Raw genomic sequence first — 24672 nt, forward strand, 5'->3', positions numbered from 1 at the left:
CATGGCGGGGGAGCCGCTTGCAGGCTAGCACGGCCGCCCGAGGCCGCGCTCGAGCCTGGTGATCAGATCGGCGTGCTCGGACGCGCAAGCGGGGCCGCGCGACCGCAGGGCGATCGCCAGGGCCCACCCGAGGTCGAGCGCCGTTCCGCGGGCCGCTGCCGGCCAGTAGGCGGCCTCGCAGCCGGCTCGGAGGCGGAGGGTCCAGTTGGCCGGATCGACCACTCCAGGGGCGTTGTAGATGTCGTGGGCGCCGAACAGGTCGCTCATGAAGACGGCCACCTGGCGCGCGGGGCACACCAGGAGGTCGGCGAACTTGGCGTGCACGAGCGCGGCGGGGTCCGCGAGCATGCGCGCGCGCAGCGGGTCATCGTCGCTGCGCGACCCCAGACGTCCGCACAAGTACGCCGTCTGCGCGGCAGCGAGCGGGGTCTTGTGCCACGAGGCCGCGAGCCGCCAGATCGGCGGGGTGTCGTGGTTGCCGAGCATCACCCAGTCCTCGGGGCGGGCGTTCTCGCTGCGGTAAACATCGTTGGGATTGTTGAGGTCGGCCTTCTGCGTGACCCGGAAGCGCCCCAGGCCGTGGCCTTCCAGCACCCGCTGCAGCGGGTAGGGCTGCGTGCTGAGGACTTCGCACAGGACGTCGTCGAGCGCGCGCCCGTGCGCGCGGGCGGCCGCGAGCACGACGTCGAGCTGGGCGGCGTAGCGGGCGACCTGCGCGTCGTCGAGCGTGTGGACCCACCGGTCGGCGTGGCGCGGGAGGGCGAGGTCGAGCTGGTCCGCGCGCGCGATCGCGTAGGCCGCCAGGCGCGGATGGTCCGAGAGACATGGCGATTCGAACAGGCGCGCGCCGCCCTGGACCGCGCGGTAGGCGTCGGGCTCGTCGGTGCGGTACACCCAGGGGCACACCAGGCCGTGCGGGTGGTCGACACGCAGGCCGTCGTAGTCGCGCAGCATCGCGTCGGTCCGCGCGGCCACCAGCCGCAGGGCCGGGCCGAGCTCGCCGCCGCCGCCGCCGTGGTAGAGGCGCGGGTCGAGGACCGGGTAGCCCCAGGGCTGGCCGTCCGGGTTGGTGCGGCTCGGCGGCGCGCCCATCGCGTAGCCGGGCAGGAACAGGTCGTGCAGCGCCCAGGTGTCGGCGACGGAGATCCCCACCTGGAGATCGCCGAACAGCCGCAGGGCCGGCAGGCCCGGCCGGGCGGCCAGCTCGGCGCGCAGGGCGGCGTGCTGGCGGGCGACGAGCAGCTGGCAGAACGCCAGGAACTCGAGCTCGCGCGCGTAGGTCCGCGACAGGCCGGCCCGCCGCGCCGCCGCGGCCTGCGACTTGCTGACCCAAAGTTCCTGGTCCCTCGGCCATGTCCTCCAGTGCGATCCGTCGAAGCTGACCCTCAGGCCATGTGCTCCGGACCATGTCCCTCCGGTCCGATAGGCGGTCGACAGGACCTCGTACAGCCCGGCCGGCGCCAGCCAGCCGGCGTGCTCGCGGGCGAACCCGTCGAAGGCCTCGGCGAGGTCGGCGACCGAGGGGTCGGCGGCGGCGCGGCGGCGGGTGAAGCCGTGCCAGGCGCTGGCGAGGGCGGCGAGCTGGCGCGGCCACACGGCGGCGTAGTCGGCCCGCTCGGTCACGCCCTGGCCGCCGCGCGCCGGTCGGCCGCGGAGGAGGTCGTCGAGGTCGGCGCGCGGGAGGACGTTGCCGTAGAAGGGGTCGTCGGCGAGCGGGCGCAGGGCGATCGAGAGGATGTCGCGGGCGAACAGGGCGCCGTCGTACGGCGAGGGGTTGTAGCGCGAGGTCTGACCTTGAGGGCCGAGCTGCACGCCGGTGAACCCGAGCTGGCGCACGAACGCGAGGAAGGCCCGGCCGCCGCCGCTGTACGGGGAGCCGCGCCCGAGGTCCTCGTCGTCGCGACCTGGGAAAGAGACGTCGTGGATCGACAGCACGAGGTGGCGCTTGCCGAGGATGTCGAGGGCTGCCGCGAGGTCGGCGCGGGCGACGGGGCGATCGTGGGCCGGCATGCGGCGGAAGGGTAGCGAGGGCGCGGCCGCGCGTCACGCGGCGTGGACCGCTCGACCCCCGAACGGCTACCTTCGCCGCGGATGATCGTCACGACCAGGGACTCCTGGCTGTACTTCGTGTTCGCGGCGCGTGGCACGACGCTGTCGCGGATCTGGCGGCGGCTGACGGTCAACGTCGTGTTCGCCCTGGTGATGACGCTGGGCCACATGCAGTACGGCTGGCTCGACGGCCGCGACGTCACGCCGCTGCCGTTTACCCTGATCGGCTTCGTCCTCAGCATCTTCCTCGGCTTCCGCATCAACACCGCCTACGACCGCTACTGGGAGGGCCGGCGGCTGTGGGGCCAGCTGGTCAACACCAGCCGCACCCTGGCCCGGCAGATCCAGACGCTGGTCGGCGCCGGGCCCGGCGACCCGGCGGTGGCCGAGCGGCGGCGGCGGCTGATCTACCTGGTGATGGCCTTTCCGCACGCGCTGCGCATGCGCATGCGCGGCGAGGAGGCGATGGTCGCCGACCTCGGCCCGTTCGTGACGCCCAGCGAGCTCGAGCAATTGAAGCGCGAGCGCAACCGGCCCAACGCGCTGGTCCAGCGGATGGCCGAGCTGCTCGACGAGGCCTACCGGGCCGAGCTCGTCCATCCGATGCACCTGAGCCTGCTGCACCAGTCGCTGACCTCGCTGACCGACATCCAGGGCGGCTGCGAGCGGATCGCCAACACCCCGATCCCGTTCGCCTACCAGGTGCTGCTGCGCCACATCGTCGGCGCCTACTGCTACGCGCTGCCGTTCGGGGTGCTGTTGCCGCTGGGCCTGCTGACGCCGGTGGTCGTGCTGATGATGTCGTACGCGTTCTACGGGCTCGACGCGCTGGGGGAGGAGATCCAGGAGCCGTTCGGCAGCGACCCCAACGACTTGCCGCTGTCCGCGCTGTGCCGCACGATCGAGATCGACCTGCGCCAGCGCCTCGGCGAGACCGAGCTGCCCGAGCCGGCCCAGCCGCACCATGGCCAGCTGCTCTGAGGGACATGATTTTCAAGACATGTCGCAAGAGACTGCTCATGTGACGGCGGCCGGGCGGCGGCTCGAGTACCGCTGGATCGGCCCGGGGCCGCAGGCGGCGCCGACGCTGGTGCTGCTGCACGAGGGGCTCGGGTGCGTGAGCCTGTGGCGCGACTTCCCCGACCGCCTGGCGGCGGCGACCGGCTGCGGGGCGCTGGTGTACAGCCGCGCCGGCTACGGCCGCTCGCAGGCGATCTCCCTGCCGCGGCCCCTCGACTACATGCAGCGCGAGGGCGAGGCGGTGGTCGGGCCGGTGCTCGACGCGCTGGCGGTGCGCTCGGCGATCCTGGTCGGACACAGCGACGGCGGGTCGATCGCGCTGGTCCACGCGGCGACCGACGGGCGCTCGCGCGTGGCCGGGCTGGTGCTGATGGCGCCGCACGTGTTCTGCGAGGAGGTGTCGGTGCGCAGCATCGCCGCGGCCCGGCGCGAGTACGAGACGGGCGAGCTGCGCGCGCGCCTGCGGCGGCACCACGGCGACAACGTCGAGGCGGCGTTCCGCGGCTGGTGCGAGGCCTGGCTCGACCCCGACTTCAGGCGCTGGAACCTCGAGGGCTACCTGCCGCGGGTGACGGCGCCCACGCTGCTGATCCAGGGCGAGGACGACGCGTACGGGACGACGGCGCAGCTCGAGGCGATCGCCCGCGGCGTCGCCGGGCCGGTCGAGACGCTGCTGCTGCCCGGCTGCGGGCACAGCCCCTACCGCGAGCGCCCTGACGAGACGCTGGCGGCCTCGGCGCGGTTCGTGCGGGCGATCGTGGGGCGGTAGAATCGACGTGTGCGTCGGGGCACGTCCGAGGGGGCATGGTCGATCGAGCATGTCCTCTTCTCAAAAATGTTTGAACTGTCACTCGGGGGTCGAGGCGGAGCCGGCGGTCTTCGGGGCGGCGGAGCGACCACTCGCGGCGCGGGGTCGGGCTCGGCGTCGCTCGAGGTCACTGTCACTGTCCCGACAAACGAGGTGCAGGGATGAGAGCTCGTCTTGTTCGCCGTTGCTGCTGCTCGCGGCGAGGGGGCTCCGGTCGCTCGTGGCGGCCGCTCGAGGGGATCCCCCGGTGGTGAAGAGCGCGCGAGTGCTCGTCCCTCGGTGGCTCGACATCCGATATGCTGCCGGCCATGCGCAAAGCCCTTGTCTTGTTGTTCGCGTCGCCGCTGTGCCTTTTCGGGTCCATGGCCCGCGCCGACGCCTTGCCCGACCCCGACCCGTACATGGCGTGCGAGGAGCAGGCGCTGGGCACGGCTTGCTTCTCCGAGCTCGGCGACGGCCTCTGCGTCGAGGCCGATTGTCCGAGCGACCCGGGGAAGAAGTGCGGCTACTGCGACCCGAACGCGACGGCGACGACCAGCGCCGGCAGCACGGACACCGGCACCGGGACCACCGGCGGCAGCAGCACGACGGGCGAGACCGCCGGCGGCGCGAGCGAGACGGCCGACGGGAGCTCGAGCGACGGCGGGACCACCGACGCGACGACCCCGAAGAAGGAAGAGGGCTGCGGCTGCCGCAGCGACGCGTCGCCCGGGGCGGCGCTCGGGCTGCTCGCGCTCGTCGGCCTGCTGCGCCGGCGCCGGCGCTGAGGTCGGATGCCCGGAGGGACATGCTCAGGGAAGCATGTCCTCGAGGACATGCGTGAGGACGACCCCGAGCGTCCGTCGCTCGCGCGCTGCCGGGCGAGGGCGCCCCACCGAACGTCGATGCGGGACGGCTGCGGCCCGCTCGTCCGCGGCCGTACCGCGCGCGAGCCGAGCAACCCGTGGCGGTCCACCGCGCCGCCTGCAACGGGTCGACGCGCGACTCCAGGGGTGAGTTGCGCCGCTCGGCGATGTGCTGGCGGTGGTCGTTGCGCGCCCGGCGATGCCGGACAGCGGCGGCGGTCGACATGACCCCCTGGACATGCCCATGGGAGCATGTCCGAAAGACAAGTCAGCCGAGGGCGAAGCGGCGGAGCCACCACTCGAAGGTCACGTGGCCGTCCTCGGCCTCGGTGGAGACCGCGCCGCCGACCATGAGGTAGTCGGGGCCGAACGCCACGCCGACGGCGCTGTCGCGCTCGTTGTCCTGCGGACTGGCGAACCTCGACGACCACACCGGCGCCCCCTCGCCGTCCAGGAGGCGGACGATGGCGGACTCGTTGTCGCCGAGGTCGATGCCGACGACCGCGATGCGGCCTCCCGGACCCGCAGCACTTTCTCGGGCCTGGGGGAGGTGCCGGCGCGATAGGGGGTGAGGTCGGTCCACACCTCGGCGAAGTCACCGGTCAAGCGGCGGACGAGCAGGCCGATCGGCTCTTCGAGGCTGCGGCCGGCGAGGACGAGGTCGCCGTCGCCGTCGACGGCGAGCGAGGACCAGGCCGGCGCGGCCGGGTCGTCGAGCTCGAGCGAGAGCAGCGCGCCCGACCCGGTGTCGAAGGCGGCCAGCATCGACCGGCGCCCCTGGTCGGTGAACACCACGCCGGGGACGAGGATCCGGCCGCTCGCGGCCACGAGCTGTTCGGGAGTCACCGTGAGCCCCTCCGGGGTGGCCCCCTCCCACACGGGCTCGCCCGTGGCGGGGTCGAGGCGGTGGACGACGAACCGCTCCTCGTTCTCGGGGTCGCCGGTGCCGACGTAGAGTCCGTCGCCAGTGGCGCCAGGCCGGCGACGCCGAGCCCCGGGAACGGGTCCCAGTTCGCCACCTGCGTGCCGTCCGGATCGAAGGCGTGGATGCCGGTCAGCGAGTTCACCAGGAAGATCTGCCCCGCGGGGCTGACGGCGAGCTCGCCGTACGACGTCTCGGTGCTCCACAGCTCGGTGCCGTCGGGCGCGAACGCCCTGAGGAAGCCCGGCTCGTCCACCACGCCGAAGGTGCGGTTTCCGTCAAAGCTGCCCAAATTTTTCATGCTGCGACTCGCAATCTTGCGATCGCAGACGTGGCGGGGCGAGCGCTCGTGCCGCACGTCCGAGCGCGACGACCGACATAAAGTAGATCGGCCGCGCTGCAGCGGCGGCGGGTCGGACCTCGTTCGGACCTGCCGCGGCAAGGCAGGGACCCTCGCGCGAGGCGGCGCGGAGGCACATGTCTGAAAGGTCAGGCGACCTTCTTGGCCGTGGGGCTGGGGCCGCTGGCGTGGCGGCGCAGCTTGTGGATCCCCGGGTTGTAGCAGACGCCCGGCATGCCCAGCATCTGCGGGACGATGCAGCGGTTGCAGCTCTCGCAGGCGGTGGCGGCGGTGTCGGACGGGCCGGCGGCGGCGAGGAAGCGGCGGGCGAGGTCGGGCTCGGCGTAGAAGGGGCGGCCGATGCCGATCATGTCGGCCTCGCCGCGCGCGAGGATCTCGGCGGCCTCGGCGGGGGTGCGGATGCCTCCGACCGCGAACACCGGCAGCTCGACGGCCGCCTTGACGGCGCGGAAGACGTCGCGGTTCCACACCGGCGCGAACGGGTACTTGCGCGCGGCCAGGAACATGCCGACGTGGACCAGGGCGGCGCGCACGCGGCTGCCGGTGGCCTCGAGCAGGCGGCGGCGCAGGCCGGGGTTGTCGAACGAGGCGCGCGGGAACTCGCCGCGGGCGATCGAGGTGTTGGGCAGGGCGTCGGCGATCACCGGGGTGAGCGCGGCGAAGCCAGCGGCCTCGGCCATGCGCGCGATCTCGACGCCCTCGCCGAGGTCGATGCCGCGGCCGATCGGGGTCAGCTCGACCGCGGTGTACTTGAGGAGGACGGGGAAGTCGGCCCCGGCCTCGCGCGCGATGGCCTCGCGGATCTCGCGGATGAAGGTCATGCGCCCGTGGATGTCGCCGCCGTAACGATCGCGGCGGCGGTTGAAGATCGGGCTGAGAAATTGGTGCAGCAGCTTGGCGTTGCTGGCGGCCAGCTGGACGCCGTCGTAGCCGGCCTCGCGGGCCCAGGCGGCGACCAGGCCGAAGCGCTCGGTCAGCTGCTGGACCTCGCGCGTGCTGAGGACGTGGGTCTGGCTGCGGTGCAGCGCGCGCAGCCACAGCGGCAGCGGGCTCGGGGCGTACGGCGGCGAGGTGCGCACCGGCGCGAACTTGGTGTGCCAGGCCTCGAGCGCGAACAGGCCGCCGTGGCCGAGCTGGGTGACGATCTTGCCGCCCGCGTCGTGGACGGCGCGGGTCAGCGGGGCGAGGGCGAGCATGCGCTCGCGCTCGCCGATCGCCGACATGCCCGGCGAGGTGCGACCCTCGGGACAGACGATCGTGTTGCCCTGAATGATGAGTCCGACCCCGGCGGCGGCGTTCGGCACGAAGTGGCGGGCGTAGACGGCGGCGGGGTCCTCGGCGCCGCCGGCACCCTCGAGCACGGGCGCGCGATAGAGGCGGTTCTTGAGGCGGAGGGTGCCGATGTCGATGGGGTCGGTGAGGCGGACGGTGGGCATAAAATTAGACCGTTTCCGGGAGCAGCTGGGCCAGAGTGATTTCCACGAGGGCCTCGATGTGCCGGCGCCGCCGCTTGAGCGCGGCCGGCGACAGCACGTCGCGGCGGAACAGGTCGTTGAGCAGCGGCTCGTAGAGGAAGGGGGCGATGATGGCCCCGAACACCGAGACGATGACCTCTTCGAGGCTGCCGAGTGTGCCAGCGACCCGCCGGCCGACGAACGGCTTCAGCGTGTCGACCAGCGGGTGCAGATATTCGTGGGCGACGCGGCGCAGGTGCGGGTCGTTGTTGAGGAGCGCGCGCTGGATCAGCCGCGGGAAGTCGCGCTCCTGCGCGAGGTGGTCGAGGTAGGCGCCGATGACCCGATGAATCCGCTCGCGCGGGGCCCCGGCCTGGTGAAACGCGGCGAGCAGCCGGGTCCGCAGGCCGCTCATCGCCTCGTCGATCACCTTGCGATAGAGGCCCTCTTTGCTGCCGAAGTGATAGCGGACGAGCGCCGGGTTGACGCCGGCGGCGCGCGCGATGTCCCGCACCGAGGCGGCCGCGTAGCCGCCGCGCGAGAACGCCGAGCGCGCCGCGGCGAGGAGCGCCTGCGCGGTCCGATCGCCCCGCTCCTCGCGGCCGTCTGGGGTGGTTTTCGCCTCGCCCGAGCTCGTCACGCGCACGCCAGATAATTTGCACACATGTGTAAGCAGGTCCAGTGGAATTTGTACGCGCGTACAAATGCAAAGGGCGTGATACAGTGGCCGCTATGCTGCGGTCTGGGCTGATTCTCGTGGGAGTGGGTGCGGTGGTGTCGGGGTGCGGCTCGTCCGAGGGGATGATGACCTCGGCGACCACGAGCGGCGTGACGACGGTCGACCTGACGGCGACGACCACGGACACGGGCACGGGCACGGGCACGAGCGAGGCGCCGCCGACGACGTCCGAGGCCGGGTCCGAGACGGTCACGACGATGGGGATGACCGGGACGAGCGCGCCGACGTCGACGACGACCGAGGGCTCGACCGAGAGCACGACGACGATGGGCGTCGAGACGATGTCGGGCGGCGAGACGGCGACCGACAGCGAGAGCGGAACCGAGCCGCCGCCGCCGTGCATGCAGGGCGAGGTCGTGTGCGAGGGCGGCGAGGCCAAGGTGTGCGACGGGATGGGCGGGTTCGAGAGCAGCGAGCCGTGCGAGGCGGCCTGCGAACCCGGCGTCGGCTGTCTCCACTGCGTGCCCGACGCGCCGTACTGCGAGGGCGACGTGGCCATGAAGTGCGCCCCGGACGGCATGTCCGGCGAGGTGGTCGAGGACTGCGACGAGCTGCAGGGGATCTCCTGCAACCCGGACATCGGGCTGTGCGACGGCGCCTGCGTCATCGAGAACCTGCAGCTCAACTACATCGGTTGTGACTACTACCCGACCATCACGCTACAGCACGACTCGTACAACAGCGGTACGAAGGTGTTCGCGGCGGTGGTCGCCAACACCGCCGACGCGCCCGCGGCGATCACGATCACCCGCGGGGCGATGCTGATCAAGGAGGAGACGGTCGCGGCCAAGAGCGTCAAGGCGATCACGCTGCCGTGGATCCCGGCGCTGACGAAGGGGCTCGGCCCCTCGGCCGTGGTCGCGGAAGGGGCCTACCGCCTGCGCAGCGACCGCCCGGTCACGGTCTACCAGTACAATCTTCTTTATGCGTCGGCCTCCAACGACGCGTCGCTGCTGCTGCCGGTCAACGCGTGGACCGGCGACTATGTGGTCGCCTCGTACCCGCACTTCCCCCAGCTCGACTACCCCGGCTTCTACGCCGTGACCGCGCGCGAGGACGGGACCACGGTGACGCTGGCGCCGTCGACGACGGGCAACAAGGTGCAGGCGGGCGGCGGGGTCGCGGCCGACGGCACGGGCGTGGTCGTGCTCGACGCCGGCGACGTGCTGCAGGTCGCCAGCGCCCCGGGCGGCGACCTCACCGGCACCGGGATCAGCGCCGACAAGCCGGTCCAGGTCATCGCCGGGCACAAGTGCACCAACGTGCCGACGAACGTCGAAGCCTGCGATCACCTCGAGGAGGCGATGTTCCCGTACGAGGCGCTGGCGACGGAGTACATCGTCGTGCCGCCCGGACAGTCGCCCAACGGGACGCCCGACCACGGCCAGGTCGTGCGGTTTATCGCGGCCGAGCCGAACACGACGCTGACCTTCGTGCCCGACCAGGGGGTGCCCAAGGTCCTCGCCAAGGCCGGCGACTTCGTCGAGCTGGTCTCGACGACCGCCCGCTTCAAGGTCTCGGCCGACAAGCGGTTCATGGTCGCGCAGTACATGGTCGGCCAGGGCGGCGGCTTCGGCGAGGCCGACCCGTCGATGCTGCTGGCCACCGCCACCGAGCAGTACCGCAAGGACTACCTGTTCCACGCCCCGCCGACCTGGGAGAGCAACTTCGTCGACATCATCCTCAAGAACGGCACGACCGTGTCGGTCGACGGCCAGCCGGTGCTCGCGCCGGTGCAGATCGGGATGACCGGCTACTCGCTGGCCCGCGTGAAGCTGGACGCCGGGCCGCTCGGCGACGGCAACCACACCATCCTCGGCAGCGACCGCGTCGGCATCGGCGTCTACGGCCTGCAGGACTTCGGCAGCTACTGGGTGGTCGGCGGCCTCGACCTCGACCACCTGTAGAAGCTCGCTCGGAAAGTTTGGCCAGCGTTCGCGACTGTCGTCGACGAGGTCGCCCCGTCGCGAACAATTCGGCGCCGGAAATTTTCGCCGTGACTTGACGAAGTGCTGGAGGTGATCGATGCTCTGAAGGCGCGGTCGCCCTTCGGCGCGCGCACCGATCGTCGGCGCTCCCGCGGAGCGAACGGCGAGAGGGACGGAGCGAGAGGCACGGAACGAACTCGAAGCTCGCAAAGCTCGAAGCAGATTCGAAGGCGGTTCGAGGAGTCGGAGGAGATTCGAAGGAGATTCGAAGGGAGTCGCGGAAGCAGGACGCAGAAGCTCGCGCAGGACGTCGGAAGCAGCGTCGGTCACGGTCCCCGGTCCATCCCTTTGCGGACGCGCGGACGAGACGATGCGAATCAGCCAGTGACTCCCAATGGGAGCGACCCCATCGAGGGCCCATCGGCACGGCGCCGGATCGCCGCGCTGTTCGCGGCGCCGGGTCCGATGCGGGAGAGATCTGCTCGATTCGCTGCCACGTTGTGATCTGCGGTCTCTGCGCCAGAGAGCCCAGGTCGGCCCGCGTGAGCGCCGCAAGCGCCCAAAAGCTGTTTCTGCTCGGCATAGCGGCCGCTCCACGGGCCGGCAAAGTGCTTGACGGGGATCCTGAACGGATGTAGCTACCCAGCAAGTGTTCAGTGCAACGCTTCCTGGGCAACGATGCTAGAGCACTCTTCAGGCTTTCCCCGCGCGCGCTCCCTCCTTCAGACAGAGGCACGTTCGAGCGGTCTAGAACGTACCTCAACCGCCGCGGGGGAGCCTGATGTTTTATCGAATGGGTTGGATGGCGCCCGGCTGAACGCGATTCGCGAGCAGCTCTGCGAGGGTCGCCACGCCGACGTCGTGGCCCAGCACGAGGTCGCCGCGCGCGCCGGTAGCTACGCCGATTGGCCCGCGGGCCTCGATGACCGGCTGCTCTCCGCGTTGGCGAAGCGGGGCGTGACGCGGCCGTACACGCACCAGGCCGAGGCCATCGCGGCGTGTCGCGGCGGGCAGGACGTCGTGCTGGCGACCTCGACCGCGTCCGGCAAGTCGCTGTGCTTCCACGCGCCGATCGTCCAGGCGGCGCTCGACGACCCGCGCGCGCGAGCGCTGCTGCTGTTCCCGACCAAGGCGCTGGCGCGCGACCAGGTCCGGAGCCTGCGCGCGCTGGCGGCCGAGGTGGGGCCGGGGCTCATCGGCGCCGGCGCCTACGACGGTGACACACCGCCGGAAGAGCGCAAGGCGGCCCGCACCCGGGCGCACGTGGTGGCGACCAACCCGGACATGCTGCACCGCGGGATCTTGCCGCACCACGAGCGCTGGGCGCCGCTCCTGGCCGAGCTGCGCTACGTCGTGCTCGACGAGCTGCACATGTACCGCGGGGTGTTCGGCAGCCACGTGGCCAACGTGCTGCGCCGGCTGTGGCGCGTGTGCGCGTACCACGGGGCGCGGCCGACCGTCATCTGCTGCTCGGCGACGATCCACAACCCGCGCGAGCTGGCGGCCGCGGTCACCGGCCGGCCCGACTTCGTGCTGGTCGACCGCGACGGGGCGCCGACCGGGCCGCGCACGTTCGTGGTCCTGAACCCCAAGGTCGTCGACCCGGCGACCGGCGTGCGCCGCGACTACCTCAAGGTCACGCGCGCGGTCACGTCGGTGTTCCGCGAGGCGGGCGTGGCGACGCTGGCGTTCTGCCGCACCCGCAAGGCGGTCGAGCTGCTGACCCGCTACCTGCGCGAGGACGAGGCCGGGGTGACGCCCGGCGAGGCGGTCGGCATGGACGCGGCGGCGCAGGCCCGCGCCGAGCTGGCGAAGAAGAAGATCCGCGGCTACCGCGGCGGCTACCTGCCCGAGCGCCGGCGCGAGGTCGAACAGGCGCTGCAGGACGGCGAGGCCCAGGTAGTGGCGACGACCCACGCGCTCGAGCTGGGGATGGACATCGGCGGGCTCGACGCGGTGGTGCTGGCCGGTTATCCCGGGACGCGGGCGGCGACGCTGCAGCGCTCGGGTCGCGCCGGCCGGCGGCTGTCGCCGTCGCTGACGGCGCTGGTGCTGTCGTCCGACCCGCTCGACCAGTTCATCGCGGCGACGCCGGGGTTCCTGTTCGACGAGCCGCCCGAGCGGGCGCAGGTCGACCCCGACAACCCGGAGATCCTGATCCCGCACCTGCGCTGCGCGGCCTACGAGCTGCCGATCGTGCTGCCGCCCGGCGAGGCGCCGGAGACGATGGTGTACCCGGGCATCGCGGCGGGGGAGATCGGGCCGGCGCTGGCGTACCTGGCCGAGCGCGGGGCGCTGCACGGCGAGCGCGGGGCCGACGGCGCGGCGCGCTACTTCACGATCGGCGACGCGTTCCCGGCCGACAAGGTCGACCTCCGCGGCGGGCTCGAGGAGAACTTCACCGTGCTCGAGGTGGCCCCCGGGCTGGCGAGCGACGGACGGATCCTCGCCGAGGTCGACTTCGAGGACGGGCCGCTCTACCTCCACCCGGGCGCGATCTACTCGGTCGAGGGGACGACCTACGAGGTGCTGCGCCTCGACTGGCAGCCGCGCAAGGCGTACGTCCGCGAGGTCAAGGCGACCTACTACACCGAGGCGATCTCGCAGGTGAAGGTCCGCCTGGTCGAACCGATCGCGTCGGACCCGCCGCGCGGCCGCGGGCTCGGCTACGCGCACCTGGTCCGCACGGTGCCGGGCTTCAAGAAGCTGCGCTTTCGCACCCACGAGAACGTCGGCGCGGGCCCGGTCCACCTGCCCGACCTCGAGCTGCACACGCTGGCGGTCCACTTCACGTTCGGCGAGTGGGCGCTGTCGCTGGTGCCCGACCCGGGCCGGCGCGCGGCCGCGGCGCTGGCGATCGGCCACGCGGTCCACCACTGCGCGGCGATGCTGCTGATGTGCGACGTCCACGACCTCGGCCACGCGGTGGTCGCGGGGACGGCCGAGACCGGCTCGTGGGCGCCGGTGATCGCGGGGCGCGGCGGCCGGGTGTCGACCGATGCGGTGATGCAGGCCGGGGCGTCGCCGTGCCTGCTGCTCTACGACAACCTGCCGGGCGGGGCCGGGCTGGCGTCGCAGGCGTACGCGCTCGGCGCGGAGCTGTTCGAGCGGGTGATCACGGCGGTGTCGGGCTGCAAGTGCGCGCGGGGCTGCCCGACCTGCCTCGGGGTGCAGGGCGCGGGCGAGCCGCTCGGGAGCCACGGCGGGGAGGTGCGCGCGACGCCGGCGGAGTCGCCGGGGCTCCGCGGGCTGGCGAGCCGGATCGCGGCGATGCAGTCGCTGCCGGGGGCGAATCACGTGACGCGGCCGCCGCAGCCGCGCGAGAGCCTCCGCGCCGACGCGATGGCGCTGTTGATGGGGCTGCGCGAGCGCCTGCGAGGCGCCGCGTGAGCTCGGCGCTGCTGCGGCGGTTCGAGCGGGCGCTCGGCGGTCGCGGGCAGGGGAATGACGGCGAGCAGGCGGGCCGCGCGGAGCCGTCCGGGGCCGGGGTGCAGACGAGCGATGCTGCGTCGGGGAGCTCTGCGGGGCCGGGTTCGGGTGCGCAGCGGCTGTCCGATGGGACAGGTTCGGCGGGGCGGGGTGACTCGCCGGGGCGAGGGGCGTCGCCGGAGGGGCCGGCGGGTTCGGCGGCAGGGCGTGACTCGCCGAGGCGGTCTCCCGAGGGGCCGGCGAGCTCGGCGGCGGCGCGTGACTCGCCGAGGCGGTCTCCGGAGGGGCCGACGAGCTCGGCGGCGGGACGTGACCCGCCGAGGCGGTCTCCGGAGGGGCCGACGAGTTCGGCGGCGGGGCGTGACTCGCCGAGGCGGTCTCCGGAGGGGCCGACGAGTTCGGCGGCGGGGCGTCACTCGCCGAGGTCCCCGGACCTGCCGGCGAGCTCGGCGGGGCGAGGTGATTCGCCGAGGCAGGGGTCGCCCCGGGAGGTGCCGACGAATCATGTCGCGAGAGCGCGCGAGCTGCCGCGGGCTCCGCAGGCAGGTGGCGGGCGAGGACAGGCTCCGCAAGCGGGCCGGTCGGTGACGGTCGAGGGGACGCCGGGGGGCGGCCGCTCGCCCGTGGGGCGCGAAGAGAAGCTGTCCGAGAGGACAGGTGAGGTGCGGCGGGTCGACCCGTGGGTCTCGGGTGTGTACGTGTTGTGGTCGCATCGGGCCCGGCCGACCCGGCCGAAGGCGTCCGCGAGCGACTGGCAGATGCTGGCAGAGTCGGTGGAGCCGCGACCGGAGCCGCGGCCGAGCCTGGTGGCGCGGGCCGGCTACCCGGTCGTGGGAGCTTCCGAGGGCGGCGCGGGCGAACCTCCGCGCGGGAGACCGGGCGCGGCGCAGCAGGCCGCGCCGCGCCCGGGGGCTCTGCCGGCGCGTGGCGAAGAGACCTCCCGGGGAGCCGAGGGTCCGCGAGAAGAAGTAGGGACCCGGGCGGCGGGTGCCCTCGACCACGCGCGGGGCGACGGGGTCGGGGCGGGCCGCGGATCCGTCTCCCAGCCGGGCGCGCAGCCCGGGCCGGATCCGGTGCGCGAGCGGCCGGCGCTGTGGCGGCGGATGGTGCGGTTCCAGGACGAGCACGCGACGCCGGCGCTGCCGCGAACCGAGCCGGGGCCGGGGTTCGTGCGCGAGGTGACGCGCTGGCCGTGCCGCGGCGCCCGGCCGCCACTATTGGTCGGGCGCGGGCTCGAGCTGCCCGGGCCGGCGGAGTGGCGGGCGGCGTTCACATGCTTGTACGGACATGTCGATTTGGACATGTCCGAACGGGCAGTCTTCCTCGACCTCGAGTCGACCGGGCTCGGGCATGGTGCGGGCACTGTGGCGTTCGTGGTCGGGCTGGCGACGCTGGACGGCGGCGGCTGGCAGATCGAGCAGTGGCTGCTGACGCAGCTGTCGGGCGAGGCGGCGCTGCTGGCCGACCTCGAGGCGCGGGTGCGGGCGCTCGGCGGGCCGCTGGTGACGTTCAACGGCGCCAGCTTCGACCTGCCGCTGCTGCGCGGGCGGCTGCGGCGGTGCGGGCTGCCGACCGACGCGTTCGCGGGGACGCACCTCGACCTGCTGCCGGTCGCGCGCCGGCTGTGGCGCGGGCGCGGGCCCGACTGCCGCCTGACCACGCTCGAGCGGACGCAGCTCGGGGTGCGGCGCGACGGCGACATCGCCGGGCGGGCGATCCCGGAGGTGTTCTGGACGGCCCTCCGCGAGCCGCACGAGGCCCGGGCGCGCGAGGCGGTGCGCCGCGTGGTCGGCCACAACCTCGTCGACGTGCTGACGATGCCGGCGCTGGCCGGGGCGATGGCGCGGACGCTGGCGGCGCCCGGCGACCCGGAGCTCGTCCAGCGGGCGGCCGATCACCTGAACGCCATCGGACGTCGGGCCCGGAAGGCGGCGGCGCAGGATGGGGCCCGGCGAGCCGGGACGGCCGGTCGAGACCGGGTGGCAGAGTCGTCGCCCGCCGCAAATACGGCCCAGGACGCGGATCTGCAGCGAATTGCGCACCTGGGGTCGTGACACCCGGACGCCGCGGGGAGACCCGAAGTTCGGGTCGCTCCGGTGCGCGTGGGTGCAGCGAACGGACGGTGGCACCGGTCCGCGCGGGCCGCGGGCTCTTAGCAGCGCCGGCGGTCCGTGCTAGCGTGAGGGCCGACGTGAATCGCGCCCGCAGATCCTCGCCTCTGGTCCTCGCGCTGTGCCTCTGCGTGAGCGGGTGCATGTCGCTGACGCCGCAGCTCCAGCCGACCGACTTCGCCAAGCTCGAGACGATCAAGGATCGCGCCGAGCGCGAGAAGGCGCTCAAGGAGAACTGGATCTTCCGCCACGAGGAGCCGCAGGGCACCCGCTACACGAAGGGCCTGCACCCGCTGGCGACCAAGCGCAGCTGGCAGTCGCTCGACGCGATCCTCCGCTCCGACAAGAACAGCGCCGAGGCGCTGCCCTACAAGGAGCTGCGTCGCTCGCGGATCCTCGCGGCCCTGGGCGCGGTGACGGGCCTGTTGTTCGTCGCCAGCGGAGCGGCGACCGCCCGCGAAGGCTTCGACTTCCAGAAGTTGAACGGCGCCAACGGGGTGATGCTGGGCAGCGTGCTGGCGACGGTGGGCCTGGCGATCGCGGCCGGCGTGTTCTACCGCAAGGCCGAGAAGGGCTACGCCCGCGCGGTCAACATCTACAACGACAGCCTCGGCATGCGCCTCGGGCTGCTGACGCCCAACGGCGACTACATCCCGCCGGCCGACGCCGCGGTCGACGCCGAGGGCTACATCCTCACCGAGGACGCCAACACGCGCATCGACGGGGCGCAGCAGTACCCGGCGCCGGGTCCGGCGATCGCGCCCGGACCCGCGCCCGCGCCAGGCACGACGGCGCCCGCGCCGAACACGACGGCGCCGGCCCCTGCGCCGAACACGACGGCGCCGCCGATGAGCGCCCCGTCGCCGACGACCGCGCCACCCCCGCAACTGCCGCCGCCGACGACGTCGCCCCAGCACGCCGGCTTCCGCCCCCGCCTGGTGCCGCGGCCCGCCGCGCAGCCTCCGGCGGACGCGCTGCAGCCCGGACGCGCGCTGACCCTGCTGCCGCGGCGGTGAGCCAGGACCGCGCCTCGGCGGCGCAGGGAGGCTGCAGCCCGGCGCCGTGGCTGGCGCTCCGACTTTTGCCGCCGCGGCGGGGTGCGCCGCGCCCGTGCCAGGAGGCGCAGGGAGGCTGCAGCCGCCGCACTGCCGGCCCCGCGGGTGACCTCTGCTGCCGTGCCTGCTCTCACCGTGAGCCCGACGGCGCCGGGACGCGCGGTCGCAGGTCGAACGCGGGGACGCTGCGCCGGTGACTCTGCTAAGGTCGCGGCGCATGTCCGCCACCGCCGACTCGCGCGCGCACGCCCCCGCTCGACTGACCAGGGCGCGTGGCGGTCTTTTCGGACATGTCCGAACAGCCATGTTGATGGCCGGCCTGCTGGCGCCGGCGGGCTGCAAGGAGCCGACCGGGCCGGAGCGGGAGATCTCCGGGGCCAAGATCTTCGCCCAGAACTGCGCGCGCTGCCACGGGATGGACGGCAAGGGGTTGATGGAGGTCGCGGGCGTGCGCGACCTGACCGACCCGGATTTCATGAGCACGATCAGCGACGAGCGGATGCGGCGATCGATCCGCGGCGGGCGGCCGCCGACCATGCCGAGCTTCCCACACTTCAGCGAGCCGACGCTCAAGGTGCTGGTCGCCTACGTGCGGTCGCTGTCGCAGCCCGAGCTGGTGCTGCCGCCGCCGCCGCCTGGTCCTTGAGACATGTCGCGTCCACGATCGGCGAGCGGCGCGGTCGAGGTGGTGTGGCCGGGCAAGTACGGGCCCGACGGCGCGCGCGTCGAGGTGCCGGCGCGGGCGCTGGGGCTGCAGGTCGAGCAGGTGATCGGCGGCGGCGCGGCCGAGCCGACGCGGGCGCCGGGGCTGCTGGTCGGCGGCGACAACCTGCTGGTGATGGACGCGCTGATGGCGACGCACGCCGGGGCGATCGACCTGGTGTACATCGACCCGCCGTTCGCCACCGGCCACGAGTTCGAGCGGACGACGCGGGTCGGGGCCGACGCGGAGGGGCCGGAGCTGCGCTCGCGGGCCTACAGCGACCGCTGGCCCGGCGGCGTCGCGGGGCTGCTGCAGATGCTGGACCCGCGGCTGCGGCGGATCCACCGGCTGCTGGCGCCGCACGGGAGCTTGTACGTCCACGTCGACCCGATCGTCGGGCACGCGGTGAAGCTGCTGCTCGACGAGATCTTCGGGCCAGGTTGTTTTCAGCGCGAGATCGTGTGGCGGGTCGGCTGGGTGTCCGGGTTCAAGGCGCGGGCGAACAACTGGATCCGCAACCACGACCTGATCTACTTCTACGTCAAGGATCCGCAGCGGTTCGTGTTCCACCGCCAGGTCAACCCGCACCCCGCGGAGTACCGGCGGCGCAAGGGCGAGGCCGACCAGCAGGGCGGGGTGCCGGTCGAGGACGTGTGGAACGCGAGCCCGGCCGAGTGGCGGCTGCGCGGGCCGGACTCGCTCGACTCGATCCAGATCAAGAGCTTCTCGCGCGAGAAGACCGGGTGGGCGACGCAGAAGAACGAGAGCCTGCTGCGCCGGATCGTCGCCGCCAGCTCCGACCCGGGCGCGCTGGTGGCCGACTTCTTCTGCGGCGCCGGGACCACGCTGGCGGCCGCGCAGGCGCTGGGGCGGCGCTGGATCGGCTGTGACAGCGCGGCGGCGGCGATCGAGCTGGCCCACGCGCGCATGGCCGAAAAGCCAGGTGTGAAGTTCGTGCGGGCCGGGCTCGGGGCGGCGGAGCGCCAGATCTGGCACTCGGGACAGACGGAGAGCTGGCCGGCGGCGGTGCTGCGGCTGCGCGGGGCGCAGGCGGTCGCCCGAGGGGTGGCGGGGATCGCGGGCGAGGCTGCCGTGTGGGTCGGGCCGCTGGACGGGGCGGTGACGGCGGAGGAGGTGGCGGCGGCGGCCGCCGCGGCCGCGGAGCTCGGGCTGCGCCGGCTCGAGGTGCTGGCGTGGGGGTGGGCGTTCCCGGCCGGGACCGAGCTGGCCCAAGGGACAGGCGTGGGCGTGGTCTGCCTGCAGCTGCGGCGCGTGCTGCTCGACCCCCGCAGCCACGCGGGGGAGCCGCCGTGGAGCGAGCGGCCGCAGGTCGAGGTGAGGTTCACGGTCGAGGCGACGGAGGCGGGCTTCCGCGCCCGCGCGACGCTGGTCGGGGCGCGATTCTCGGCGCCGACGCGGGCGACGGCGGCGCTGGAATCGGCAGGCGACGCCCGCGCGGCGGTGGAGGCGTGGTCGGTGGAATTTTCGGCGTGCGCCCAGCGGTCGCTCGAGGATGCGGGCGGGTCGCGGACCGGGGCGCCGCGGCAGGCGGCGAGCGCAGCGGCGCCGAAGGGGCAGGCGACCGCGGAGGCCGCGAGCGAGGCGGAGCGGCAGGGCGCGTCGCAAGTCGAGGCGTCGGCAGCGAGCGAGGTGGAGCGGAGCTGCGCGTCGCAAGTCGAGGCGGAGGCCGCGAGCGAGGCGGAGCGGCAGGGCGCGTCGCAAGTCGAGGCGTCGGCAGCGAGCGAGGTGGAGCGGAGCTGCGCGTCGCAAGTCGAGGCGGAGGCCGCGAGCGAGGCGGAGCGGCGCGGCGCGTCGCAAGTCGAGGCGTCGGCAGCGAGCGAGGCGGAGCGGAGCTGCGCGTCGCAAGTCGAGGCGGAGCAAGGCGGCGCGTCGCAAGTCGAGGCGGGAGCAGCGAGCGAGGCGGAGCAGAGGGGCGCGTCGCAAGTCGAGGCGTCGGCAGCGAGCGAGGCGGAGCGGCGCGGCGCGTCGCAAGTCGAGGCGGAGCAAGGCGGCGCGTCGCAAGTCGAGGCGGAGCGGAGGGGCGCGTCGCAAGTCGGCGCGAGCGAGGCGGAGCCGCTGGGAGGTGCGTCGCGTGCGCTGAGCGGGGGCGTGGCGTCCTCGCCGAGAGTGAGTCCCGCGGTGCCGGAGGCGATCGGGATGTCTCCGCACCGCCCGGCGTTCGCGGCGGCGCGGACGCGCAACCGCCGGGAGCTCGACGCCGACAGCGGGTGGATCGAGCTGCCGGGGGCGGGACCGTGGACGGCGTCGGTGAGGGTGATCGACGTGCTCGGCGGCGAGAGCTGGCACACCTGGCGCATCGAACATGTTTGTTAGGGCCTTTCCATAAGAGCATGTTCTCGAGGACATGCCTTTGAAGACATGCCGCTCCGCCGTGAGGGAGCGCAAGTGCGGCGGGCTCGCGGGAGCGCGGGGGACGACGGGCGGACAGGTCCGCCGGGTACGGTCCAATTCGGGGCCGCGAACGGTGGGCCGCGCCGGAGACGATGTCGCGGCAGCCGCGATCGTCGGAGCGGCGGTCCGAAGCCGGGCTTACCGGACATTCGCCGGAGCGCACAGGTTTGGCATGTCTCAAGAGTCAGGTCGTCCGCCACGACCTGCGCCACGACGTCGCGGGACGGAGGTCAGGGCCGGTCGAGGTGGTCGTAGGCGTCCAGGGTGCGCAGGCGGGGGTCGTCGACGCGGCCGCCGACGGTGAAGTGGTAGAGGCTGCGCAGGTCGTCGGCTTCGGGGAGGCCGAGCAGGTGGCGGGTCGGCTGGTCGAAGAAGCAGCCGATCCCGGTGGCGGCGATCCCGAGGGCCTCGGCCTCGAGGTAGAGCTGCTGGCCGATCGCGCCGGTCTCCCAGTACAGGCGGCGGTAGTGGGCCGGGCCCTCGCGCTCCAACTCGGCGCGGAGGTCGACGAACATGGCGACGGCAAAGGCGCCGTCGGCGGCGATGTCCTGGGCGCAGCTGACGAGGGCGGCGTGGCGGCGGACGTCGCCCTCGCGCAGGCTCACCAGCGGGAGCCCTGCGGGGCAGCCGGGCGGCGCTCGCCACGAGGCGTCGGGCAGGGCGGCGCGCCAGCGGGCGGCGCGGTCGGGCTCGCGGACCAGGAGGTAGAGGCCGGGCTCGACGCCCTGGACGCGGTGGACCATCAGCGCCAGGTCGACCGCGGGCCGCCACGGCAGGGCCGAGAAGGGCAGCCCTCCGGGCAATGTCCTTTCGAACATGTCGTAAAAGGCAGCCGCCGTGATGCCGGTGCGACCGTCCATGGCGACCGCGCTGCGCCGGCGGCGGACCAGCGGCGCGGCCGGGACGTCGAGGTCGCACGCGCGCGGGCTCGCGGGCGGGGGCCAGGGGCGCGGGGTCGCGGCGGCGCTCGCCGTGGCCGCGGCGACCTCCGGCAAGATCGGCCACTCGTGGTGGCCCTCGCTGAGCTGGTTGGGCCGGCCTTCCAGAGTCGAAGGGGCGAGCTCGAGGACGGCGGACGCGTCGAGCGCGAGCGGTGCGTCGCGGGGGAGCAGGGCGACGAGGCACTCGGGGTGCTCGGCCTCGACGCCGCGGCCGAGGTCGCCGAGGCCGAGCAAGGCGGCGAGCCGCGCGTCGGGCAGCGGATCGACGAGGACGGCGCGCCAGCCGTGGAGGGCGGCGGACAGGGCGAGCGCGGCGAGGGCGTGGCCGACGTCGTGGTTGCAGTAGCGGAAGGCCCGCTCGCCGTACTTCCACGCCTCGCGCCAGACGATCGACGACAGGCCGACGAGGAGGCCGGGGAAGCCGAGGGCCTGCCAGGCGCGGGCGTCGAGGGCGGCGCGCCGCTCGAGGCCGTGGAGCAGCGGGGTGTAGTGGTAGAGACCTGGCGCTTGGGACAGGCCGGCGAGCGGGCCGGCGAGCAGGTAGACCTCGGTGGGGTGGAGGTTGCCGCTCGAGGGGTTGACGCGCAGCGACCAGCGCGAGGCGCCGGCCTGCTTCCACGCCGAGAGGGCGAAGGCGTGGAAGCACAGCGAGCCGAGCAGGTCGAGGTCGAGCGCGGCAGGAGCGGGCCCGGCGGCGCGGAACAGGTCGGCCCAGGTCGGGCTGTCCTCCGAAACATGCGGGTGGACGCGCGGCAGGGGGGACCGCTCGGCGCCGTCGTAGAGGCGGAAGGGGTTGGGCTGGGTGTCCCAGTCGAGGTAGCCGAGCGAGGCGGCGTAACGACCGGGCCGGTGCGCCGTGCGCTCGTGGTAGTCGAGGACGCGCTCGAGGTCGGTCGGCATCGGCGAGAGTATAGTGGAACGGAGGGGCGCACGCCCGCGCGCCGAGCGAGGCGTCGCGTGAGCGAGTGCTTGTTCGGGCATGTCCGATGAGACATGTGAGGACGAGCCGGCGGCCGCGAGCGGCGAGGGGGCGAGGCGAGGTCGAGCAGGTCGCCGACGAGGGACATCGGGCATGGAGCGTCGATGCGGCGGAGGTGAGCGGCGACGGCGGCGAGACCGGGGTCGAGCAGGCCGCGGACATGGGCGTCGGGCATGCAGCGTCGATGCGAGGGCGGTGAACGGCGACGGCGGCGAGACCGAGGTCGAGCAGGTCGTGGACGAGAGCGGCGATGGTGACGGAAGGGAGGTCGAGCAGGTCGGGGACGCGGGGATCGGTCATGCCGCGACGAGACGGCGGACGGGAGCGGCGACGATGCGGTCACGGCCGCGGCGGGCGGGGCAGCTTGCCGGCGGACGGGGGTCCGTGCGAGCCTGCGGGCATCGCGTTCCTCGACCCACTCGCTCACGCGTCGCCGGAGCTGGTGTGGGGGCTCGTGGCGCGCGGGATCGGGGTCGTCTACGCGATCGCGTTCGCGTCGCTGACGTTCCAGGTGATCCCGATCGCGGGGCGCGAGGGGGTCGCGCCGGTGGCGGAGCTGATGGCGGCGATCCGGCGCGACTTCACGGCGCCGCGGCGCTGGCTGTACTTCCCGGGGCTGCTGTGGGTGCACGCCGGCGATCGCTGGCTGCGGGGGATCCCCTGGCTCGGGCTGACGGCGGCGCTGTCGATCGTGGCGGGCGGACCGCACACGCCGCTGGCGTTCGTGCTGTGCTGGGCGCTGTACCTGTCGCTCGACCGCGCGGTGGTGCTGGTGTACCCGTGGGACAGCCTGCTGCTCGAAGCTGGCTTTTGGGCCATGTTCTTGCCGGCGCTGGCGTGGGCCCCGGAGGTCGCGGCGACCGGGGCGCCGACGCCGGCGCTGGCGTGGGTGTTCCGGCTGCTGCTGTTCCGGGTGATGTTCGGCTTCGGCAAGCAGAAGTTCGCCGGCTCGACGCGGGCCGACGCCGGCTTTTTACAGGGGTTTGCGATCCGCCAGCCGCTGCCGACGCCGCTGGGGTGGCTGGCCCACCGGGCGCCGATGTGGGTCCACAAGGCCGCGCTGGCGCTGCTGTTCGTGATCGAGGTGGCGCTGCCGTTCGGCGTGTTCGTCCCGGGGCCGGCCAGCGTGGTGTTCGCGCTGGCGACCGCGGGGCTGATGGTGGCGATCGCGGCGACCGGCAACTACGGCTTCTTCAACGTGCTGACGATCGCGCTGTGCGGGGTGTGCTTCGACAGCGCGACGGCCTCGGCGCCGCTGGGGCTGTTCGCGCCGTCGCTGCCGGCGACGACGCTGGCGCTGCACGGGCTCGTCGTGCTTCACACGTTCGGGGCGCTGCTGTGCCTGCCGCTCAACACCTGGGCGTCGTTCACGTGGACGCTGTGGCCGTGGTGGGAGCGCGCGCTGCCGGGGATGCTGCGCTGGCCGATCGCGGTGTTCCGCGCGCTGCAGCCGCTGCGGTGGTTGCACGCATACGGGGTGTTCCCGCCGCGCTCGGCCCCGGCGATCAAGATGAGCCCTGCCCTCGAGGTGACGTGGGACGAGGCCGAGTGGCACACGCTGACGCCGCGCTGGTGGCCGACGCTCGAGCGCTCGCCGCCGCGGTGGGTGGCGCCGCATCACCCGCGCTTCGACCACGCGATCGTGTACGAGGCGACGGGGTTCCACGAGGCGAGCGTGCTGCGCAACCTGACGGGGCGCTGGGACCCGTACGGGCACGCGCGCTGCTCGGGCGCGGGGCGGCTGATGCGGCGCGTGCTGCGAGGCGAGCTGCGCTCGCGGCTGTTCTTCGGCGACTCGCTGCCGGCGAGCCACGGGGCGCCGATCGCCGCGCGGGTCCGCATGTACATGTTGGAGGCGACGACGCCGGCCGAGCGGCGCGCGAGCGGGAGGTGGTGGCGGCGGACGCTGGTCGGCCCGCACCTGCCGCGCGCGCGGGCGGACGATGACTGGCTCGACGGTCGGCCGCCGCCGCCGGAGTCGTGGTCGCCGGAAGATTGGCGGTGGATCCGACGGTCGCGCCTGGGGCCGCTGCTGCGCCGCGCGGCGGCCGGCGAGGACCCGCACGCGCTCGTGTGCGCGGAGACGACGGAGCTGACGCCGGCGGACGTGCGAACGCTGTGGGACGAGTTCGTGCCGATGTTCGCGGCGACGGATCGCGACGACTGGTCGCGGCTGCCGGCGCTGGTGGAGCGGGTGCGCGGGCGCTGGAGCGCGGGGCAGATCGATCGCCTCGAGCGCCTGATCGGTCGCTACGCGCTGCTGGGGATGGCGCGCTGCGAGCGGCTGTTCGTGGCCGGAGGGCTGCGGGCGATCCTCGGCCGGCGAGCGGCGCCGCTCGACGTCGAGACGCACCTGCACCTCAACCTGCTGGTGCGCCACGTGATCGGCGAGGGCCAGGCGGCGTACGAGGCGATGATGCGGCGGCCCGAGACGGCGGCGCAGTGGCTCGCGCGGATGAGCCTGCGCTCGGGGGCGTTCTTCGAGGCGGTGCTGCGGCCGGAGCGGCTGGCCCATCAGGCCCAAAAATTCCGCATGCTGGCGAGCCAGGTCGAGGTGCGCGGCTGGCCGCGGCCGAGCGCGCGGGCGGCGAAGCTCGCGGCGTGGGGCGCGGCGCGGGTGCGGCGGCTGTGGGGGGCGTTCGCGATGATCGAGTGCTTGCGCGGTGAGTTTCGTGAAGCCGTGTGGGCCGAGACGCCCGAGCGATGGCCGCGCTTCGAGCTGGGCGCGGACCTGTCGCTGCGCGTGCTCGACGAGCGGCGTGATGAAGGGTCGCACGCGACGCGCTCGCGCGGCGAGTGAGCGACGCGGACGAGGCCACGGGGCGGCGCCGCAACGAGGAAGAGGGCGGGGCAGCTCGCGGGCGCGGGCGGATACGCGATGCGGCGAGGAGACCCGCGGTGGGTGCATGCGGGCGG

At 73.6% G+C, this 24672-nt stretch carries 16 protein-coding genes; 10 read left to right on the forward strand and 6 right to left on the reverse strand.

The genetic code is table 11. The features are described 5' to 3' along the window. Positions 1-24 precede the first annotated feature (24 nt). Positions 25-2010, reverse strand: a complete 1986-nt coding sequence (locus NAEX_RS31250; RefSeq protein ID WP_096331138.1) for a 4-alpha-glucanotransferase — start codon at positions 2008-2010, stop codon at positions 25-27. A gap of 81 nt (positions 2011-2091) precedes the next feature. Between NAEX_RS31250 and NAEX_RS31255 the strand changes: the two genes are divergently transcribed. From NAEX_RS31255 to NAEX_RS31265, 3 genes are all read left to right on the forward strand, one after another. Further along, on the forward strand, positions 2092-3030 hold the full coding sequence (locus NAEX_RS31255) for a bestrophin family protein (protein ID WP_096331139.1): 939 nt from the start codon (positions 2092-2094) through the stop codon (positions 3028-3030). Between the two features lie 19 nt (positions 3031-3049). After that, positions 3050-3838, forward strand: a complete 789-nt coding sequence (locus NAEX_RS31260; protein ID WP_096331140.1) for an alpha/beta fold hydrolase — start codon at positions 3050-3052, stop codon at positions 3836-3838. Positions 3839-4185: 347 nt separating this feature from the next. Next, positions 4186-4644, forward strand: coding sequence for an MYXO-CTERM sorting domain-containing protein (locus NAEX_RS31265; RefSeq protein ID WP_143140526.1), 459 nt, complete (start codon positions 4186-4188; stop codon positions 4642-4644). 346 nt (positions 4645-4990) lie between these two features. On the opposite strand, the gene NAEX_RS52350 is transcribed toward NAEX_RS31265, so the two are convergent. From NAEX_RS52350 to NAEX_RS31285, 4 genes are all read right to left on the reverse strand, one after another. Continuing rightward, positions 4991-5305, reverse strand: coding sequence for a hypothetical protein (locus tag NAEX_RS52350; RefSeq protein WP_096331142.1), 315 nt, complete (start codon positions 5303-5305; stop codon positions 4991-4993). A 259-nt stretch (positions 5306-5564) separates the two neighbouring features. Beyond that, positions 5565-5936: a hypothetical protein gene (locus NAEX_RS31275; protein ID WP_143140525.1), complete on the reverse strand. Its 372-nt coding sequence runs from the start codon at positions 5934-5936 to the stop codon at positions 5565-5567. Between the two features lie 197 nt (positions 5937-6133). Then, complete coding sequence (locus NAEX_RS31280) at positions 6134-7441, reverse strand: oxidoreductase (RefSeq protein ID WP_096331144.1); 1308 nt, start codon at positions 7439-7441, stop codon at positions 6134-6136. A 4-nt stretch (positions 7442-7445) separates the two neighbouring features. Then, positions 7446-8123, reverse strand: coding sequence for a TetR/AcrR family transcriptional regulator (locus NAEX_RS31285; RefSeq protein ID WP_143825659.1), 678 nt, complete (start codon positions 8121-8123; stop codon positions 7446-7448). A 68-nt stretch (positions 8124-8191) separates the two neighbouring features. On the opposite strand from NAEX_RS31285, the gene NAEX_RS50960 reads away from it, so the two are divergent. From NAEX_RS50960 to NAEX_RS50965, 6 genes are all read left to right on the forward strand, one after another. Continuing rightward, positions 8192-10105, forward strand: coding sequence for a hypothetical protein (locus NAEX_RS50960; protein ID WP_211302503.1), 1914 nt, complete (start codon positions 8192-8194; stop codon positions 10103-10105). Between the two features lie 819 nt (positions 10106-10924). Further along, positions 10925-13516: a DEAD/DEAH box helicase gene (locus tag NAEX_RS31295; RefSeq protein ID WP_211302504.1), complete on the forward strand. Its 2592-nt coding sequence runs from the start codon at positions 10925-10927 to the stop codon at positions 13514-13516. Positions 13517-14856: 1340 nt separating this feature from the next. Next, positions 14857-15609 carry a ribonuclease H-like domain-containing protein gene (locus NAEX_RS31300; RefSeq protein ID WP_177325914.1) on the forward strand — a complete coding sequence of 251 codons (753 nt, stop codon included), beginning with the start codon at positions 14857-14859 and terminating at the stop codon, positions 15607-15609. A gap of 200 nt (positions 15610-15809) precedes the next feature. Then, positions 15810-16682, forward strand: a complete 873-nt coding sequence (locus tag NAEX_RS31305) for a hypothetical protein (protein WP_096331149.1) — start codon at positions 15810-15812, stop codon at positions 16680-16682. Between the two features lie 343 nt (positions 16683-17025). Beyond that, positions 17026-17367 carry a c-type cytochrome gene (locus tag NAEX_RS31310; RefSeq protein ID WP_170136139.1) on the forward strand — a complete coding sequence of 114 codons (342 nt, stop codon included), beginning with the start codon at positions 17026-17028 and terminating at the stop codon, positions 17365-17367. 3 nt (positions 17368-17370) lie between these two features. Then, entirely contained in the window at positions 17371-19758 is a 2388-nt protein-coding gene (locus NAEX_RS50965) for a DNA methyltransferase (RefSeq protein ID WP_170136140.1), read from the forward strand. Positions 19759-20066: 308 nt separating this feature from the next. Here NAEX_RS50965 and NAEX_RS31320 read toward each other — a convergent pair whose 3' ends face one another. Then, positions 20067-21677 carry a SagB/ThcOx family dehydrogenase gene (locus tag NAEX_RS31320; RefSeq protein ID WP_096331151.1) on the reverse strand — a complete coding sequence of 537 codons (1611 nt, stop codon included), beginning with the start codon at positions 21675-21677 and terminating at the stop codon, positions 20067-20069. A gap of 533 nt (positions 21678-22210) precedes the next feature. Here NAEX_RS31320 and NAEX_RS31330 point away from each other — a divergent pair. After that, positions 22211-24556, forward strand: coding sequence for a lipase maturation factor family protein (locus NAEX_RS31330; RefSeq protein WP_170136141.1), 2346 nt, complete (start codon positions 22211-22213; stop codon positions 24554-24556). Positions 24557-24672 lie beyond the last annotated feature (116 nt).

The sequence above is a fragment of the Nannocystis exedens genome, from assembly GCF_002343915.1.
Classification (GTDB): Bacteria; Myxococcota_A; Polyangia; order Nannocystales; family Nannocystaceae; genus Nannocystis; species Nannocystis exedens.

Excerpts from the sequence above, each read along its gene's own strand:
- NAEX_RS31250 (WP_096331138.1), bottom strand. The coding sequence starts at position 2,010 with ATGCCGGCCCACGATCGCCCCGTCGCCCGCGCCGACCTCGCGGCAGCC.
- NAEX_RS31255 (WP_096331139.1), top strand. The coding sequence starts at position 2,092 with ATGATCGTCACGACCAGGGACTCCTGGCTGTACTTCGTGTTCGCGGCG.
- NAEX_RS31260 (WP_096331140.1), top strand. The coding sequence starts at position 3,050 with ATGTCGCAAGAGACTGCTCATGTGACGGCGGCCGGGCGGCGGCTCGAG.
- NAEX_RS31265 (WP_143140526.1), top strand. The coding sequence starts at position 4,186 with ATGCGCAAAGCCCTTGTCTTGTTGTTCGCGTCGCCGCTGTGCCTTTTC.
- NAEX_RS31280 (WP_096331144.1), bottom strand. The coding sequence starts at position 7,441 with ATGCCCACCGTCCGCCTCACCGACCCCATCGACATCGGCACCCTCCGC.
- NAEX_RS50960 (WP_211302503.1), top strand. The coding sequence starts at position 8,192 with ATGCTGCGGTCTGGGCTGATTCTCGTGGGAGTGGGTGCGGTGGTGTCG.
- NAEX_RS31300 (WP_177325914.1), top strand. The coding sequence starts at position 14,857 with ATGTCCGAACGGGCAGTCTTCCTCGACCTCGAGTCGACCGGGCTCGGG.
- NAEX_RS31305 (WP_096331149.1), top strand. The coding sequence starts at position 15,810 with ATGTCGCTGACGCCGCAGCTCCAGCCGACCGACTTCGCCAAGCTCGAG.
- NAEX_RS31310 (WP_170136139.1), top strand. The coding sequence starts at position 17,026 with ATGTTGATGGCCGGCCTGCTGGCGCCGGCGGGCTGCAAGGAGCCGACC.
- NAEX_RS50965 (WP_170136140.1), top strand. The coding sequence starts at position 17,371 with ATGTCGCGTCCACGATCGGCGAGCGGCGCGGTCGAGGTGGTGTGGCCG.
- NAEX_RS31320 (WP_096331151.1), bottom strand. The coding sequence starts at position 21,677 with ATGCCGACCGACCTCGAGCGCGTCCTCGACTACCACGAGCGCACGGCG.